Below are 15,924 nucleotides of genomic sequence, written 5' to 3' on the forward strand. Positions count from 1 at the left end.
TTGTCCTGATTTAAATTTAATCCACTATACAAAAGGCTTCAGTATGACTTTTTGGCATGGCTTTTGGATTATCACCGGCGTACATTTTTTGGCGTGCATGTCGCCCGGTCCCGATTTTGTACTCGTTTCGCAGCAGGCGTTGAGCCGGGGGCGGGCTGCCGGAATGTTGACCGCGCTGGGCATTGCGTTGGGATTCGGTATCCACATTATTTATTCCGTACTCGGTTTGGTTACGCTGGTGGCTCAGTCTGCTCCGCTTCTGACCGCGGTCAAAATCGTCGGCGGCCTGTATCTGCTGTATATCGGCTATAAAGGTTTGCGCGCGAAAGCTGCGGGCGGGACGGTCGAAATCCGTAAGGACCATTTGGCGGACGAACCGACATGGAAAACGATATGGCGCGGGGTGTTGTGTAATGTGCTGAACCCGAAGGCGGTCGTGTATATGCTGTCGCTGTTTACCGTCGTATTGTCGCCGGATACGCCGATGTGGCAGATGGGGGTTTACGGCGTATGGATGGCGCTGATGCTGTTCGTTTGGCTCGGCCTTGTCGCGCTGATGTTGTCCGCCCCTGCCGTGAGCAAACGTTTTCAGCGTTTCGGTCATTGGATAGACCGATTTTGCGGCGGAGCGTTGGCTTTGCTGGGGATTAAGGTTATCAGCGGGTAGCTTGGGCCGTCGGGTCAACAGGATGATTCTTATCCGGAAATGGCGGCAATATTAGGTCGTCTGAAAACACAGTTTTATCGAAATAAAAAACAATCTATTTAATTCAAACTCAACAAACGTCGTCTGAACCCCGTTTCAGACGACCTGTCATCTTTAAAAACAACGAAGGAGGATATGTTATGAAACAACCCATCCCCGATATTGCGCAATGCGTTGAACAGAATTTGCAACAGTATTTCAAAGACTTGAACGGTACGGAGCCTTGCGGCGTGTACGATATGGTGTTGCACCAAGTGGAAAAGCCGATGCTTGCGTGCGTGATGGAACAATGCGGCGGCAATCAGTCCAAAGCGGCGGTGATTTTGGGGTTGAACCGCAATACGCTGCGTAAGAAACTGTTGCAACACGGTTTGCTGTAAATATCGGTCTTGTTGCAAAGGGAGAAAACTGATGAAGCAGGAACTTCGCCATGACGGCGGTACGCGGGGGAAAACGCTGAACGTCCATTTCATCCTGCACGAGGATTTTGAAGTGCCGGGCGCGTATTGGGATTGGGCGCGGTCGCGCGGGCATCGTACGGCGTTGACTAAGGTTTATGAGTCGGAAGCGTTGCCTGAAAACGCGGACGGTATCGATTTTCTGATTGTCATGGGCGGACCGCAGTCGCCCGATGAAGACAGGCAGGCTTTTCCGTATTACGACCCTGAAGCCGAGCTGTGCCTGATGCGTCAGGCGGTGGCGGCGGACAAGTACATTGTCGGCGTGTGCTTGGGCGCGCAGCTTTTATCCGTCGCCTACGGCGCACGGCACGGGCGCAGCCCGCACCGCGAAATCGGCGTGTATCCGGTCGAGTTGACGCAGGAAGGTTTGAACGACCCGCATACCGCCTTGTTGGGCGCGTCTTTCCTTGCGGGGCATTGGCACGGGGATATGCCCGGACTGACGGATGGGGCGGCAGTATTGGCGGCGAGCAAAGGCTGTCCGCGCCAGATTGTCCGCTTCTCACCCAAGCATTATGCGTTTCAGGCGCATTTGGAATTCGACCGCGCCGCCGTCGGCCTCTTGATTGCCGCCGACGGGCGCGAAAACTTGGCGGCGCAAAGCAGGACGCAGGCTTATGTGCAGCATCCCGATGAAATCGAGCGTTTCGATTTTACGCAGATGAACGCGAAACTCTTTGCCTTTTTGGATTCGCTGACCGAATCGGGGCAGGGTGGGGCGTGATGTCCTGCCTTTCATCAGTGCATCCTTTTATCCGACGACTTGAGCCATGATTTACCAAATACTCTCCTTATTGATTTGGGGTAGCTCGTTTATCGCCGCCAAATATACTTACGAGATGCTTGATGCCGCGCTGATGGTCGAGGCGCGGCTGTTGATTGCCGCGTTGATGGTGCTGCCTTCCTGTTACCGCCATTTCAGCAAGATTCCGCGCCGCGAGTGGAAGCCGTTGTTGTGTATTGCCTTTATCAACTACGTCGTGGTGTTGCTGCTTCAGTTTATCGGCTTGAAATACACGTCCGCCGCCAGCGCGATTACCATGGTCGGGCTGGAACCCTTGCTGGTAGTGTTTGTCGGTCATTTCGTTTTTAACGATAAAGCCAAGATTTACCACTGGATTTGCGGGGCGGCGGCGTTTGCCGGCATCGGGATGATGGTGCTGGGCGGTGCGGAAGAGGGCGGCGCGGTCGATTGGTTCGGCTGTTTGCTGATTCTGCTTGCCGGATTCGGTTTCGCCGGCGTGATACGGCCGAGCCAGCAGATGATTGCCCGCATCGGCGCGCCTGCATTTACTTCTGCTTCCATGGCGGCGGCGGCGTTGTTGTGCCTACCGTTTTCGCTGGTGTTGGCTCAGAGCTATGAAGTCCACTGGTCGTGGGGCGGCGTGCTGGCGGTTTTGTATTTGGGGGTGGGATGCAGTTGGCTTGCCTATCTCTTATGGAACAAAGGCATGAACAAAGTCCCTGCCAATGTCTCCGGCCTCTTGATTTCGCTCGAACCCGTCGTCGGCGTCATCATGGCGGTATGGATTCTGGGCGAACATTTGTCCGCCGTGTCCGCTTTGGGCGTGTTCATCGTCATCGCCGCGACGTTTGTCGCAGGATGGCTGTCGAACAGAGGAAAGAATGCGTAAGGGGTCGTCTGAAAACGTGTGAATCGGGTTTTCAGACGACCTGAGAAGGTACGCGAGTATCTTGTTTTAATGTGGTTTTAAAAATATCAGGAGATTTTCGATGAAATATATGATTGCCCTGCTGCTTGCCGCCTGCCCCGTTTTGGCATCGGCTGCGCCCAATAACGACAAAGCTGCCGTCCAAGCAGCTATTGCCCAGTATTACAACCGACCGCTTGCGGCGCACAACTGTCAGCTTACTGAGCCGCCGAAAGACAGTGAGACAGCATCTGACAATATTATGTATTGCATGAACCCCGTTGCCGACCATGCCGTTACCCGCAACGGCACGCCTACGCGCTATGTGTTGTACACGGGTTTTGCCTACGATATGAAGCTCAAAGTCAAACGGGACGCGCATGCTTCTTCGGGTCTGGCGGAATTGTTTGTTTTGGAAAAAACAGACGGAAAGTGGGCAATCAAACAACATGGAAGCGATGAAATCGGCGCATGGGGGGATGTGCCGGAGAATAAGGATTGGCGGTTTGTCCAAATGGGTGAGCAAAACTGGGGCTACACTGTCGAATCAGGCTATACAGGTCAGGGCGAAACGATGACCGGAGAAAATTTCCTGTTTACCGATAACAGCAACCGTGTCCGTAAAAGCTTCATTATCAACGGTAGAGATAATGGCGCACATTATGGCAATTGTGATGAATACAAAGGGCGGGAAAAACGTAATTGTGAAAACAGCTATACCAGCATCGATGCGAAAATTACCTTGGACAAAAGCCGTCCTTCAGTCTCAGGCGTTTGGGCATTAAGCGCAACGGTGCAGGGGGTGGGTGGCAAAAAACGTTATAAAAATCAGAAATATGCGATTCCTTACAACGGCAAGACACACGTTGCGCCGAAAAGCTATCCGCTCAATATTAAATATTGAGGCCGTTTGATTTTTTAACGAAACTGCCGAACCCTGTCTCAAAAACAAAATCCCCATGAAACATACGCACAAACTTTGGATAGCCCTCATCCTCACCGGCATCGTCGGCGGTATGGTCGGCATTGCCTTGACGGAGCTTATGCACTTTATCCAGCACACGGCTTACAGTTACGGCACGGGCGGCGGGCATGTTTCCTTTCGGGAAGGCGTGGTTCAAACGTCGTCTGAACGCCGTATCCTCGTATTGATTTTGTGCGGCGTCGCGGTAGGGTTCGGCTGGTGGTCGCTCAAACGTTTCGGCAGACCGCAAATCGAAATCAAGGCAGCCTTGAAGCAGCCCTTGCAGGGGCTGCCGTTTTTGACCACCGTTTCCCATGCGCTGCTGCAAATCATCACCGTCGGACTCGGTTCCCCGCTCGGACGCGAAGTCGCCCCGCGTGAAATGACCGCCGCGTTTGCATCCGTCGGTGGCAGGCGTTTGGGTTTGGACGAGGATGAAATGCGCCTGCTGCTCGCCTGCGCGTCGGGTGCAGGTTTGGCGGCGGTCTATAACGTCCCGCTCGCCTCCACACTTTTCATCCTCGAAGCCATGTTGGGCATTTGGACGCAACAGGCAGTAGCCGCCGCATTGCTGACTTCCGTCACCGCCACCGCCGTCGCCCGCATCGGCTTGGGCGACGTGCAGCAATACCATCCCGTCTATCTCGATGTGAACATCCCGCTGCTGTGGTTTGCCGCCGCCATCGGTCCCGTTTTGGGCCCAACGGCGGTATGGTTTCAGCGCAGTGCCAAAAAATTTCCCTTCCTCAAGCGCAACGACCCGAAAATCATTCCTTTGGCGATTGCCTTGTTTGCCTTTATCGGCATCGTTTCCGTTTGGTTTCCCGAAATACTGGGCAACGGCAAGGCGGGCAACCAGCTTACGTTCGGCGGCATGACCGACTGGCGGTACAGCTTGGAAATGACCGCCGTCAAATGGTTCGTCGTCCTGCTCGCACTCGCCGCAGGCGCATACGGCGGGCTGATTACCCCGTCCATGATGCTCGGCAGCACCATCGCCTTCGCCGCCGCAGCCGCGTGGAACACCTTCTTTCCCGCCATGTCGTCTGAAAGTGCCGCCGTCATCGGCGCGGCGGCATTTCTCGGCGTTTCCCTCAAAATGCCCCTGACCGCCATAGTCTTTATCCTCGAACTCACCTACGCCCCCGCCGCCCTGCTGATGCCTTTGTGTATCACGATGGCGGGTGCAGTGGCAACGGCAAGGAAAATGGGGTTTGAATAAGCAGGGCGGGGAAAAGGGTCGTCTGAAAACCGTCGGCGCGGGTTTTGTCCGAGCTGTCAGCCGCAGGACGGGCGTATCTGAATCGTTAGCCTTATGCAGGCAATATAGTGGAAGGGAAAGGCAGAAAGGTCGTCTGAAAATCAATTCAGACGACCTTTTTTCTAGAAAATTGTCAACAATATTTCCAGAAAACTGCTGCCAAAAACCCGAAACTAGGGGATAATACCGCCCTGAAAATTCATCCCATAATGTTTTGCCAAGATTGAAGACGTATTCTGTCAAACTGACCGCCAGTGTCTTCAAACTTGTATAAGGCAGTTGGAAAACTAAGAAAGTAGCTTATTCACTCACGATTTTATAGAAAGAAACTGTTATGCAAAAAAAAACACCTGATTTTTCTTCTTGCTGCCTTTGCTGCTGCGCCTGTGTTGGCAAAACCTGTTGTTGTTCAAGAAGCGCAACTACTCGGTAAATGGCAGTGCGTTGCCAATGATAAAACTCCGATGACGTTTACTTTTGGCAGTGGGCAAAAAGTAAGCGTGATTGTGGATATGAATTTTCCTTCACCTGATGATGAAACCTTAGTTTATCGGAATTTTGCAGATGGTACTTGGACGTTGGACGGAGGAAAAATTGGTTTGAATATTAAAATCACCGATGTTCAAAGACAACATAGTACAGCTAAAATTCGCACCATTCTGTGGCGTAAAGTGGATAAGGAAATGTTTACCCAGATGAGAAACGACATTGGTAAATCAGATAAATCGCAAATGCAGGTTAAAAAAATCGGGAATGACAGCCTAAGCGTCCGTATGCAGGGAGAGAGTCAAGATATGGCTTGCCGCAAGGTATAAATTTATTGAATTGCCCAAGAGAACGCCATCGGAGCTAAACATCTCATCAAATTTTGTTTCATTTTTGCGCTAGCAGCGTGTATCGATTAAACCTTCAAAAAAAGGAATCCCCATGCCTTCCATCAAACGCGCCCTGATCAGCCTGTCCGACAAGACAGGCGCAGTCGAATTTGCCCAAACCCTGCACAAACTCGGTGTCGAAATCCTCTCCACCGGCGGCACGGCGAAGCTGCTTGCCGATGCGGGCGTTCCCGTGATTGAAGTCGCCGACTACACCGGTTTCCCCGAAATGCTCGACGGCCGCGTGAAAACGCTGCATCCGAAAATCCACGGCGGTATTTTGGGGCGGCGCGATTTGGGCGAACACGTCGCCAAGATGGAAGAGCACGGCATCGGCAACATCGACCTCGTTTGCGTCAACCTTTACCCCTTCGCCGCCACCATCGCCAAACCAAACTGCACGCTGGAAGATGCGATTGAAAACATCGACATCGGCGGCCCGACCATGGTGCGCTCCGCCGCGAAAAACTGGAAACACGTCGCCATCGTTACCGACACCGCCGACTTCCCCGCCATCGCCGCCGAAATGGAAGCCAACGGCGGCGCGTTGAGCGACAAAACCCGCTTCAACCTGTCGCGCAAAGCGTTCAGCCACACCGCCCAATACGACGGCATGATTTCCAACTACCTGACCTCGCTTTCAGACGACGTCTTGAGCGGCACGCCCGAAATCGGTGAATTCCCCAGCCAGTTCAACCAAAGCTGGATTAAAGTACAAGACATGCGCTACGGCGAAAACCCGCACCAACGCGCCGCGTTCTACCGCGATGTGTACCCCGCCGCAGGCAGCCTTTCCGCCTACAAACAACTGCAAGGCAAAGAATTGTCGTACAACAACATCGCCGATGCCGATGCCGCTTGGGAAGCCGTCAAATCCTTCGACGCGCCCGCCTGCGTGATTGTGAAACACGCCAATCCGTGCGGCGTCGCCGTCGCAGCCGATACCTTGACTGCCTACAAACTCGCCTACGCCACCGACACTACCAGCGCGTTCGGCGGCATCATCGCCTTCAACCGCGAAGTGGACGGCGAAACCGTCAAACAAATTACCGACAACCAATTTATGGAAGTCTTGATGGCGCCGAAATTTACCGCCGAAGCCCTCGAAATCGCCGCCGCCAAGAAAAACGTGCGCGTATTGGAAGTTCCGCTCGAAGCAGGCGCGAACCGCTTCGAACTCAAACGCGTCGGCGGCGGATTATTGGTACAAACGCCCGACATCCGCCGCATCAGCCGCGCCGATTTGAAAGTCGTCTCCAAACGCCAACCGACCGAGCAGGAATGGAACGATTTGCTGTTTGTCTGGAACGTCGCAAAATACGTCAAATCCAACGCCATCGTCTTCGGCAAAGGCGGTCAAACCTACGGCATCGGCGCAGGCCAAATGAGCCGTGTGGACAGCACCCGCATCGCCGCCCGCAAAGCGCAGGACGCAGGCCTAGACTTAAACGGCGCGTGTGCCGCCTCCGATGCCTTCTTCCCCTTCCGCGACGGCGTGGACGTCATCGCCGAACAGGGCATCAAAGCCATCATCCACCCCGCAGGCTCGATGCGCGATCAGGAAGTCTTTGACGCGGCGGACGAACACGGTATTGCCATGGTGGTAACGGGCGTTCGCCATTTTAGGCATTGATTCAAGTTTGATTGAAGCAAAGGTCGTCTGAAAATGTTTAACCGTTTTCAGACGACCTGTTTTTGTATTTTGATATTAGGAACACGACATGGACGAAGCAATTTTCTATCCTGCTACGCCTGAACAAAAAGCGGATTTGTGGGCATTGTTTAAATGGTTGGAAGTGACGGAAGACGATTTGGCTGTTTTGCAGCGGGGCGAATGGGTTTATCAGATTCAAGAAAGCCTTTGGGCTACGTTACGGAAGAGGGGATGGCCTTCAGGGGAGAATGACGATGGTTCCGGTGCGGAGCTGGAACAGGTTAAGAATTTTTATATCCGTGTAGATGAAAATGAAGAGTCAATGGAGGACTTGGGGTATGGGGAAGAGTGGGCGGACATCTTTTGCGTCTTGGAAAGATATGGCGCAACATGGCGTTCGGATTGGAAATTCGAACCGGAAGAGATGGAGGCGATTGTCCAAGATCTATTAGGTTGGGATGAATGGGAATGGGAATATCCCGAAGAGACTTATAGTGAAGAACTGTTTCCCTATGTGCAAGCGGCATTGGAGAAGGATGGTTTGGTGTTGTGTGACGTACAGACAGGCGATGATTGTTACCTGTTTGCGATTTTTTGGCTGGATGATATTGAAGCAGTACAGGCAACGGCACGACGCTTGGATTTGGAAGTGGAGATTTGTTGATTTGTCCCGTTCGCGATGAGCGGGGGGTGATAATATAGTGGATTAACTTTAAACCAATACGGCGTTGCCTCGCCTTGCCGTACTGGTTTAAAGTTAATCCACTATAAAACGCGCAACACGGGTAGAAACTGTGTTGCGCGTTTAATTTGTTTGAGCCTGCGTTTGTCGGATTCGGCAAGGTTTTTGTACCGTTTATTTTTACCATTGGGGAGCAAAATCAGCTTGCGATAGGGATATTGCCAACAATTTTTGCTTTCTAGAGGCATATTTTTCTTTTAAACAACAGTTTTATTCATGGTGTCCCATATTTTGAAAATACAGGGAAATCATGGAATTAATAAAAAATTAATGAATAAAAATAATCGCTTAAAAATGATAATTGATTAGAGTGTTAACCTTAAATACAACAAAAATTATATTTACTGCGAGTATTGTTACAAATCTTAAAATATTTACTAGCTATACAACGATTATCCTGATATTATACCGTTCATCATAAATACACCGATTATCGTTAAATTAAACCATTTGTCTGGTCAGTGATTGAACGGAGCAATCCTGATTCTGTTTGCAGAATTAAATATAGAGAGCCATATCTTATGACTACCGTTGCAATCGACATCCAACCGCAATTTCGCTTTACCTGTATGGCTGCTAATGCAACCCATTTTTTGTTGCGTCCGGAAAATATGGTTAATGAACTTAACCGCCAGGCAGCGTTGGCAGATAAAAGGGTTTTAATTGAGAATGTGAGCATTGATCCGGAGAGCATTTGTGCGACCGTCGTCAATCGCAACGGTGTCATGTTCGGCCGACCGTCCGGTTTTTTCAGCCAATGCGCCGGAGGTTGTCGCGGGACGCATTTGCTCCAAGGCTTGCCCTCTCCGGCAGATTACGATCATGCGCTCGAATTAAGCGGTAAGCATGTTCACGGTGCTTGTTTTCATGAAGCCAATGAGGCAAATAGCACAGGTCTGTTGGAATGGCTGCACGAACAAAAAGCCGATACTGTCATTATTGGCGGATTGGCCATCGAAGAAACTGTCGCCAATACGGCCAAGCAATTGTCTTGGTACAGCGATAATCTTCATATTATTGTCAATCTCGGTGCCTGCCACGGCTATGCGCCTGAAAGCACCATCGAGACTATCTACCAAATGCGGAAAATGGGCATCACTGTTGCTTCAAATGCCGAAGCCATTCCAGAGCTGATGCGTCGTTTCTCCGGCATAAACCAGGTTAAAGTGTCGTAATCTCTTGCTATTACTCCCAGCTGCAAGAGTTTCTTAGGGTCGCCTTTTGGCGGCCCGTTTTTTTATCTGCATTTTTTATAGTGGCTTAACTTTAAACCAGGACGGTGTTGCCTCGCCTTAGCTCAAAGAGAACGATTCTCTAAGGTGCTGAAGCACCAAGTGAATCGGTTCCGTACTATCTGTACTGTCTACGGCTTCGTCGCCTTGTCCTGATTTATGTTAATTCCACTATAATCTGGTAGGGAAGGGGAGTATTGACTAACTGTTTGCTTCATAAAAAAGGTCGTCTGAACATTTTTTCAGACGACCTCTTCTTGCGTTACAAGGTGCTTACCTTAGAGGGAAGAAAATAATTGCTATGGCGACAGCAATCACACCGTAAATCGCCATGGGGATGACGGTTTTCTTGATAATCGCACCTTCGGCGTTTTTCACGTCCAGTACGGTACATACGGCGATGATGTTGTTGATGCAGACCATGTTGCCCATTGCGCCACCGACGGATTGCAGGGCGAGGATGAGGGTCACGGACAGGCCGGTATCAAGGGCGATTTGCTGTTGAATCGGGCCGAATGTCAGGTTGGATACGGTGTTCGAACCGGAGAAGAATGCACCGATAGCGCCAAGGTAAGGGGAGAAGTAAACCCAGTGTTCGCCTGCCATCGCGGCAAACTCTTTACCGATGATTTTCACCATGGAGTCGTCGCCGCCGACCATCATCAGTTGAACCATAATCAGCGCGCCCATCAAGGCAAGCAGCGGTTTTTTGGTTTGGTTGAACGTTGCAGCGTAGAAAGCCCATGCATCTTTGAATTTGGTTTTATAAAGCAGGATACAAATCCAAACGGTAAAGACAAACGGAATCCATGCGGGAACGTAGAGGGTTTGGTAAGACGCATTGACACCTTGTCCGAAAATATTGCCGAAGGTAATGGTCAAAGAGTCGCTGACGGTGATTTTGCTCAAATCAAACGGCAGTTGGAAGCTGAACCATTCTTCTTTGCTGGTCAGCAGGCCTTTAATGCCGAGCTGTTTGATACGGGTAACCACCAGCATACCGATAAGCATACCCAGGGGGGCAAGTGCTTTGGCGACTTGGGCGAAAGGTACTTTTTCGGCATTCGGGTCTTTCGGATGGTCTTTGCTTAAGCCCCAGCCGTGGTTGGCGGCGAATACGGATACCATCAGACCGATTGCGCCGGCAACGAGTGATGGGAATTCTTCGTTAACCATCGCCAATGCAACATAAGGAATGGTACAAGAGAAGACGGCGATGCCGATGAAGCCTAAGTTTTTACGGATTTCAGACCAAGGCACGATGAAGCTCAAGCCGATGACGGGAATGACGAAGCCTGCGAAGAAGTGCATCACGCCGGTTTGTCTGCCGATAGCCAAGATGTTTTCGGGACTCAGGTTTAATGGCGCAAAACCGAACCAAGTCGGTGTACCCACCGCGCCGAAAGATACCGGCACGGAGTTCATGACCAGCGTAAAAATCGCCACTTTCAACGGGTTGAAACCCAAACTCATCAGAATCGGGGCGGCAATCGCAGCAGGCGTACCGAAGCCGGATGCACCCTCAATCATAAAGGCGAACGCCCAGCCGATAATCATCAACTGCGCCACGGGGTTCGGGCTGATGGTTGCCAGCCATTTGCGGATAATGTCGATACAGCCGGTGGTTTCCATCATACGGTTGAACATGATCGCACCGAAAATCACGGTAATCGGCGTCAATGTGGAAACCAGTCCGGACGCTGCGGTTGCGTTGAGCAGCATAGCGTCGTCTTTGAAATAAAACAGCTTGATGGCGTAAATCAGCGCGGCGGTAATCGGCAGCGCAATATAGGAAGGCATACTGTTTTTCTTAACCATCAGCCAAATCAGCAGGATGATGGGAAAAATGCTGAGGAATAGTGCCATGGTGAATCCTTAAATCGGCGTTGTTTATCAATTTTTATCATGATGTCGGATGCGGGAGAGATACCGAACCTTAATCTGAGAGTAATTACCAAATAAATTGGTAATACCAATTCAAAAGAATGCCGCATACTTTACGTAATACGATGTAATCGGTCAAGTGATTTATACGCGAACCGCGCGTTGCAAAATAAGGTTTTCGGCTGAGGGGAAATTAGTTTTTTATTATCAGAATATTGCAAAACGGATAAGCGGGAGAAGGAGAGAAATGTTGGAAATGCTGCAACAGGTAAATTCAAAAAAGGTCGTCTGAAAACAGCTTCTGCTCCGTCGGTATTTATACCCTGATGAATGTGCTGTATTTGTTTTCAGACGACCTTTAGGCAGCTTTATTGTAAAGGTTCGGCAAACCAGTCTTGCGTGGCGGTATCGGCATCGAAGACTTGCCCCATCAGCGGGGTCAGCGGATTCACGCCCAAGCTGCGTGCCTGCGGGAGGCTTTGCAGCAGGGGTTCGTTCCAAGCGTGCAGTGCCATGGCGTAGGCGCCCCAGTGGATGGGCATGAAGCGTTTGGGGGCAAGCTGCGCGGCATAGCGGGCGGTTTGCTCTGGGAAGAGGTGGTTGTTGGGCCAATGTTCGCTGTATTGCCCGTTTTCGATGAACGCGATATCGAACCCGTTGAATTTTTCGGCGATTTTGTCGAAATGGCTGCCTTGTGCCGAGTCGCCGTGAAAATAGAATTTTTCGCTGCCGTGTTCGATGGCAAAGCTGGACCACAGGGCTTGGTTGTGGTCGGTCAGGGTTCGGGATGAATCGTGACGGGCAGGTAGTGCGGTGTAGCGGATGCCGTTGCGTTCGGTGCTTTGCCACCAATCGAGTTCGGTAATGCGCTCTTGCGGCACGCCCCATTTTTTCAGCAGTACGCCCATACCGAGTGAGACGATGAAATGGCTGTTGCCTTTTGAATTGAGTGCCTGCACACTGTCTTTTTCGAGGTGATCGTAGTGGCTGTGTGAAATCAGGATGACATCGACGGGCGGCAGTTCGTCGATTTCTGCGGGCGCAGGCTGGAAGCGTTTCATGGTGATGGGGATGGGGGAGACGGAATTGCCGAAAACGGGGTCGGTAATGACGGTTTGCCCGCCGATCCGCATCAATAGGGTGGAATGTCCGAACCAGACGAAGCGGCTTTTTCCTTCGGGTGCGGCGAGGAAGGTTTGCCAATCGGGTTTGACGGTAGGCAGAGGTTTGGGCGGGCGCGTTGCCTGCGGGTCGGTCAGGATCTTCCAAAATGCGCCGGTCAGGCCGGTCGGTTTCTGCTGCGGTTCGGGGTTGAAGAAGGTTTGCGTTTTCGGGTCGTAATGGTCGCTTGCGGGGTAAACGGGATGTTGGTCGGGATAGAGCCAGTAGGCGAGCAGGGCGCAGACAGCGGTCAAGGCAATGAGTTTTTTCTTGTGTTTCATAATTGGTTTTTATGAAGAAGGTCGTCTGAAATTTTTTCAGACGACCTTGGGTTCTGTTTGAAAATGGTCTCGGTATCCATCAGATGGCGTGCGAACAGCCGGACACCATTTTTTTGAGGGCTTGCGAGTCGAGGATTTTGATGTGTTTGTGTTCGACCGAAATCAAGCCTTCGTGGTGGAACTTGGACAGCGTGCGGCTGACGGTTTCCAGTTTCAGCCCCAAATAGCTGCCGATTTCTTCGCGCGACATCCGCAGGATGAAATCGTTGGCGGCAAATCCGCGCGAGTAAAGGCGTTGGGACAGGTTAAGCAAAAACGCCGCCAGACGTTCTTCGGCGCGCATATTGCCCAAAAGCAGCATCACGCCTTGGTCGCGCACGATTTCGCGGCTCATCAACCGGAAAAAATGACTTCTCAGACTGGGGATGTTGTGTCCCAGCTCTTCGATGTGGGTGAAGGGCAGCTCACACACTTCGCTGTCTTCCAAAGCCACCGCGTCGCAGCTGTGGACATGGGAGCAAATGCCGTCCATGCCGATGAGTTCGCCGGACATAAAAAAGCCGGTAACCTGATCGCGACCGTCCTGACTGGCAACCGTGGTTTTGAAAAAACCGGCACGGATGGCAAACAGCGACGCGAAAGGCTCACCGGTGCGGAACAGATATTCACCCTTCTTCAAGCGGCGGCTCTGTCGGATGACCGCGTCCAATTGTGCAAACTCATTGGGCAAAAGCCCGACAGGCAGGCAGAGTTCACGCAGCGAACAGGAAGAACACAGGGTTTTCATCTGATGCATAGCATTGTGTGTGGTCATAAAACACCCTTAAAATTAAGGTTTTTATCCTGTCATGATTACGTAAGTTATTGACACATATCAAGACAGGTTTATCATACTGTGGCATTCTACCAAACTATCCGAAAATTGCCTAACATCATTACTCTAATCACGCACACGCCATGAAAGTAATACCAATACAAAATAATCACAATAGAAACAATGACAAGCCTGAGTTCGACCGCGAACTCATCGCCAGCCTTCCTTCCAGCGGTCCGCGCTACACTTCCTACCCGACAGCCGACCGTTTTCATGACGGATTTCGCGAAGCCGAATATATCAATGCCTTGAATCAGCGCGGTATGGGGGCTTTGAACAAGCCCCTTTCGCTTTATATCCACATCCCCTTCTGCAACACCATTTGTTACTACTGCGGCTGCAATAAAATCATCACCAAAGACAAAAGCCGCGCCGATGCCTACATCGAATACCTTGAAAAAGAAATGGAGCTGCTCGCCCCGCATCTGGGCGGACGGCATCAGCTCGCCCAACTGCACTTCGGCGGCGGTACACCGACTTTCTTGAGCGACGACCAAATCGAACGCGTATTCCGCATGATACGCAAACATTTCCAACTTATCCCCGGCGGCGAATACTCCATCGAAATCGACCCGCGCAAAGTCAGCCGCGAAACCGTCCTCATGCTCGGCAAGCTCGGCTTCAACCGCATGAGCGTCGGTATTCAGGATTTTGATCCTAAAGTTCAGGAAGCGGTCAACCGCATCCAAAGCTACGATGAAACCAAAGAAGTTATTGATGCCGCCCGCGAAGCAGGGTTCAAATCCGTCAGCGTCGATTTGATTTACGGCCTGCCACACCAAACTGCCGAAAGCATCAAAACCACCATCGACACCGTATTGTCGCTCGATCCCGACCGCCTTGCCCTTTATCACTATGCCCATCTGCCGCATATCTTCAAGCCGCAACGCCGTATCGATACCGAAGCCGTTCCCGGCAGCGAAGAAAAACTCGATATGCTGCAATACTGCGTCCAAACCCTGACCGAACGCGGTTACGTCTTTATCGGTATGGACCACTTCGCCAAACCCGATGACGAACTTTCCATCGCCCTCAAAGAAGGCTTCCTCCAGCGCAACTTCCAAGGTTACTCAACCTACGCGGACTGCGATTTGGTCGCCATCGGCGTATCTTCCATCGGCAAAATCGGCAGCACCTACTCCCAAAACGAACGCGACATCGACGCCTACTATGCTGCGCTTGATGCAGGACACCTGCCCATCATGCGCGGCTACCAGCTCAATCAGGACGACCTTTTGCGCCGCAATATCATCCAAGATTTGATGTGCCGCTTCGCCTTGGATTACCGAATCTACGAAAGCGTATTCGGTATTCCGTTCGACCGCTATTTCAAAGACGAACTTGCCGACTTGGAGCAACTCGCCTCCCTCGGACTCGTTCGCCTGAAACCGCACGGGATGACCGTTACCCCCAAAGGCCGCTTCCTGATACGCAACATCGCCATGGTATTCGACTACCACCTGCGCCACAGGGAAACCAAAGCCCAATATTCGCAAACGGTGTAAAGAGGAATAGCAAAGGTCGTCTGAAAATTTTCAGACGACCTTTGTTTTTATTTTCAAGACTTTCGGGTAACATCAAACCATATTTGCCGGTTTGCCGTGATTCAAGTCAATTTGTTCTAGATGCGCCCTATGATTACCGAACAGCAAAACGATATCCTCAGCATCAATCAAGTGCAGCTTCTCCTTGCTGAAAAACGCACGGCACTCGCTGTCATGCGCACGGGTATTGCTGTTTTTGCGTTGCCGTTGTCTATTTTCAGCGCGCTGATTGCGACATCGAAATGGTACGAGGCTGTGGATGTTTGGCCTTTGCTTGTGTTGGTCAGTTTGATGAACATCAGTTTGATTTTTTTCTCGGTCTATCTGATAACCCGATCGCTCCGTAGAATGCACCAATACGACCGAATGATTGCCGATATCAAATACAACAATCAGTCTTTGCGTAAACTGCTTGAGTCATAAAATCCAGACGGTTGGGGTAGGGCATAGGTCGTCTGAAAATCAAATTGATTTGTTCTTAAAACGGGTTATAGTAAAATTCTTACGCGTTCTGCTGTTTATTGTCTTACGTCTTATATAGAAACCCTACGAGATATATGTCGTGTTTGGACGGAAACGGACGCAGTCGGATTTTTGGTTCGCTCCGACCTCTTTTCACAAACGTTTTTAAAA

Annotated in this window: 15 protein-coding genes; 12 read left to right on the forward strand and 3 right to left on the reverse strand. The window is 51.1% G+C overall.

Annotated elements, in window-relative coordinates:
- Nucleotides 1-43 precede the first annotated feature (43 nt).
- The 10 genes from HMPREF3277_RS03690 to HMPREF3277_RS03735 all read left to right on the forward strand — a co-directional run bounded on the left by HMPREF3277_RS03690 (nucleotide 44) and on the right by HMPREF3277_RS03735 (nucleotide 9,490).
- Nucleotides 44-667 carry a LysE family translocator gene (locus tag HMPREF3277_RS03690; protein ID WP_070870076.1) on the forward strand — a complete coding sequence of 208 codons (624 nt, stop codon included), beginning with the start codon at nucleotides 44-46 and terminating at the stop codon, nucleotides 665-667.
- A 179-nt stretch (nucleotides 668-846) separates the two neighbouring features.
- Nucleotides 847-1,086, forward strand: coding sequence for a Fis family transcriptional regulator (locus HMPREF3277_RS03695; RefSeq protein ID WP_003761869.1), 240 nt, complete (start codon nucleotides 847-849; stop codon nucleotides 1,084-1,086).
- A gap of 31 nt (nucleotides 1,087-1,117) precedes the next feature.
- Nucleotides 1,118-1,891, forward strand: a complete 774-nt coding sequence (locus tag HMPREF3277_RS03700) for a glutamine amidotransferase-related protein (protein ID WP_070870077.1) — start codon at nucleotides 1,118-1,120, stop codon at nucleotides 1,889-1,891.
- 46 nt (nucleotides 1,892-1,937) lie between these two features.
- Entirely contained in the window at nucleotides 1,938-2,801 is an 864-nt protein-coding gene (locus HMPREF3277_RS03705; RefSeq protein ID WP_070870078.1) for a DMT family transporter, read from the forward strand.
- A 100-nt stretch (nucleotides 2,802-2,901) separates the two neighbouring features.
- On the forward strand, nucleotides 2,902-3,723 hold the full coding sequence (locus HMPREF3277_RS03710) for a hypothetical protein (protein ID WP_070870079.1): 822 nt from the start codon (nucleotides 2,902-2,904) through the stop codon (nucleotides 3,721-3,723).
- 55 nt (nucleotides 3,724-3,778) lie between these two features.
- Nucleotides 3,779-5,005 (forward strand): chloride channel protein, encoded by a 1,227-nt coding sequence (locus tag HMPREF3277_RS03715; protein WP_070870080.1) that lies wholly within the window; start codon nucleotides 3,779-3,781, stop codon nucleotides 5,003-5,005.
- A gap of 425 nt (nucleotides 5,006-5,430) precedes the next feature.
- Nucleotides 5,431-5,859: a hypothetical protein gene (locus HMPREF3277_RS03720; RefSeq protein ID WP_210401150.1), complete on the forward strand. Its 429-nt coding sequence runs from the start codon at nucleotides 5,431-5,433 to the stop codon at nucleotides 5,857-5,859.
- A gap of 112 nt (nucleotides 5,860-5,971) precedes the next feature.
- Nucleotides 5,972-7,552, forward strand: coding sequence for a bifunctional phosphoribosylaminoimidazolecarboxamide formyltransferase/IMP cyclohydrolase (gene purH / locus HMPREF3277_RS03725; protein ID WP_070870082.1), 1,581 nt, complete (start codon nucleotides 5,972-5,974; stop codon nucleotides 7,550-7,552).
- A gap of 88 nt (nucleotides 7,553-7,640) precedes the next feature.
- The gene (locus tag HMPREF3277_RS14860) at nucleotides 7,641-8,237 is read left to right on the forward strand and encodes a DUF6630 family protein (protein WP_070870083.1); all 597 of its coding nucleotides are present in this window, start codon (nucleotides 7,641-7,643) and stop codon (nucleotides 8,235-8,237) included.
- A 599-nt stretch (nucleotides 8,238-8,836) separates the two neighbouring features.
- Complete coding sequence (locus HMPREF3277_RS03735; protein WP_009311134.1) at nucleotides 8,837-9,490, forward strand: cysteine hydrolase family protein; 654 nt, start codon at nucleotides 8,837-8,839, stop codon at nucleotides 9,488-9,490.
- A 330-nt stretch (nucleotides 9,491-9,820) separates the two neighbouring features.
- On the opposite strand, the gene HMPREF3277_RS03740 is transcribed toward HMPREF3277_RS03735, so the two are convergent.
- The 3 genes from HMPREF3277_RS03740 to fnr form a co-directional block, all read right to left on the reverse strand.
- Nucleotides 9,821-11,413, reverse strand: a complete 1,593-nt coding sequence (locus HMPREF3277_RS03740; protein ID WP_070870084.1) for an L-lactate permease — start codon at nucleotides 11,411-11,413, stop codon at nucleotides 9,821-9,823.
- A 386-nt stretch (nucleotides 11,414-11,799) separates the two neighbouring features.
- A complete protein-coding gene (locus HMPREF3277_RS03745; protein WP_070870085.1) occupies nucleotides 11,800-12,873 on the reverse strand; it encodes an MBL fold metallo-hydrolase in 1,074 nt (357 codons plus the stop codon).
- 79 nt (nucleotides 12,874-12,952) lie between these two features.
- Nucleotides 12,953-13,687, reverse strand: coding sequence for a fumarate/nitrate reduction transcriptional regulator Fnr (gene fnr, locus HMPREF3277_RS03750; RefSeq protein WP_009311137.1), 735 nt, complete (start codon nucleotides 13,685-13,687; stop codon nucleotides 12,953-12,955).
- A gap of 143 nt (nucleotides 13,688-13,830) precedes the next feature.
- Here fnr and hemN point away from each other — a divergent pair, with 143 nt between their 5' ends.
- Together hemN and HMPREF3277_RS03760 are read left to right on the forward strand one after the other, a co-directional pair.
- Nucleotides 13,831-15,252 carry an oxygen-independent coproporphyrinogen III oxidase gene (gene hemN, locus HMPREF3277_RS03755; RefSeq protein WP_070870086.1) on the forward strand — a complete coding sequence of 474 codons (1,422 nt, stop codon included), beginning with the start codon at nucleotides 13,831-13,833 and terminating at the stop codon, nucleotides 15,250-15,252.
- A 129-nt stretch (nucleotides 15,253-15,381) separates the two neighbouring features.
- Nucleotides 15,382-15,714 (forward strand): hypothetical protein, encoded by a 333-nt coding sequence (locus HMPREF3277_RS03760; RefSeq protein WP_003776702.1) that lies wholly within the window; start codon nucleotides 15,382-15,384, stop codon nucleotides 15,712-15,714.
- The last annotated feature ends 210 nt before the right edge of the window (nucleotides 15,715-15,924 follow it).

The sequence above is a fragment of the Neisseria sp. HMSC70E02 genome, assembly GCF_001838645.1.
Classification (GTDB): domain Bacteria; phylum Pseudomonadota; class Gammaproteobacteria; order Burkholderiales; family Neisseriaceae; genus Neisseria; species Neisseria macacae.

Excerpts from the sequence above, each read along its gene's own strand:
- HMPREF3277_RS03735 (WP_009311134.1), top strand. The coding sequence starts at position 8,837 with ATGACTACCGTTGCAATCGACATCCAACCGCAATTTCGCTTTACCTGT.
- HMPREF3277_RS03745 (WP_070870085.1), bottom strand. The coding sequence starts at position 12,873 with ATGAAACACAAGAAAAAACTCATTGCCTTGACCGCTGTCTGCGCCCTG.
- HMPREF3277_RS03760 (WP_003776702.1), top strand. The coding sequence starts at position 15,382 with ATGATTACCGAACAGCAAAACGATATCCTCAGCATCAATCAAGTGCAG.
- HMPREF3277_RS03715 (WP_070870080.1), top strand. The coding sequence starts at position 3,779 with ATGAAACATACGCACAAACTTTGGATAGCCCTCATCCTCACCGGCATC.
- HMPREF3277_RS14860 (WP_070870083.1), top strand. The coding sequence starts at position 7,641 with ATGGACGAAGCAATTTTCTATCCTGCTACGCCTGAACAAAAAGCGGAT.
- HMPREF3277_RS03740 (WP_070870084.1), bottom strand. The coding sequence starts at position 11,413 with ATGGCACTATTCCTCAGCATTTTTCCCATCATCCTGCTGATTTGGCTG.
- fnr (WP_009311137.1), bottom strand. The coding sequence starts at position 13,687 with ATGACCACACACAATGCTATGCATCAGATGAAAACCCTGTGTTCTTCC.
- HMPREF3277_RS03705 (WP_070870078.1), top strand. The coding sequence starts at position 1,938 with ATGATTTACCAAATACTCTCCTTATTGATTTGGGGTAGCTCGTTTATC.
- HMPREF3277_RS03700 (WP_070870077.1), top strand. The coding sequence starts at position 1,118 with ATGAAGCAGGAACTTCGCCATGACGGCGGTACGCGGGGGAAAACGCTG.
- HMPREF3277_RS03695 (WP_003761869.1), top strand. The coding sequence starts at position 847 with ATGAAACAACCCATCCCCGATATTGCGCAATGCGTTGAACAGAATTTG.
- hemN (WP_070870086.1), top strand. The coding sequence starts at position 13,831 with ATGAAAGTAATACCAATACAAAATAATCACAATAGAAACAATGACAAG.
- purH (WP_070870082.1), top strand. The coding sequence starts at position 5,972 with ATGCCTTCCATCAAACGCGCCCTGATCAGCCTGTCCGACAAGACAGGC.
- HMPREF3277_RS03710 (WP_070870079.1), top strand. The coding sequence starts at position 2,902 with ATGAAATATATGATTGCCCTGCTGCTTGCCGCCTGCCCCGTTTTGGCA.
- HMPREF3277_RS03690 (WP_070870076.1), top strand. The coding sequence starts at position 44 with ATGACTTTTTGGCATGGCTTTTGGATTATCACCGGCGTACATTTTTTG.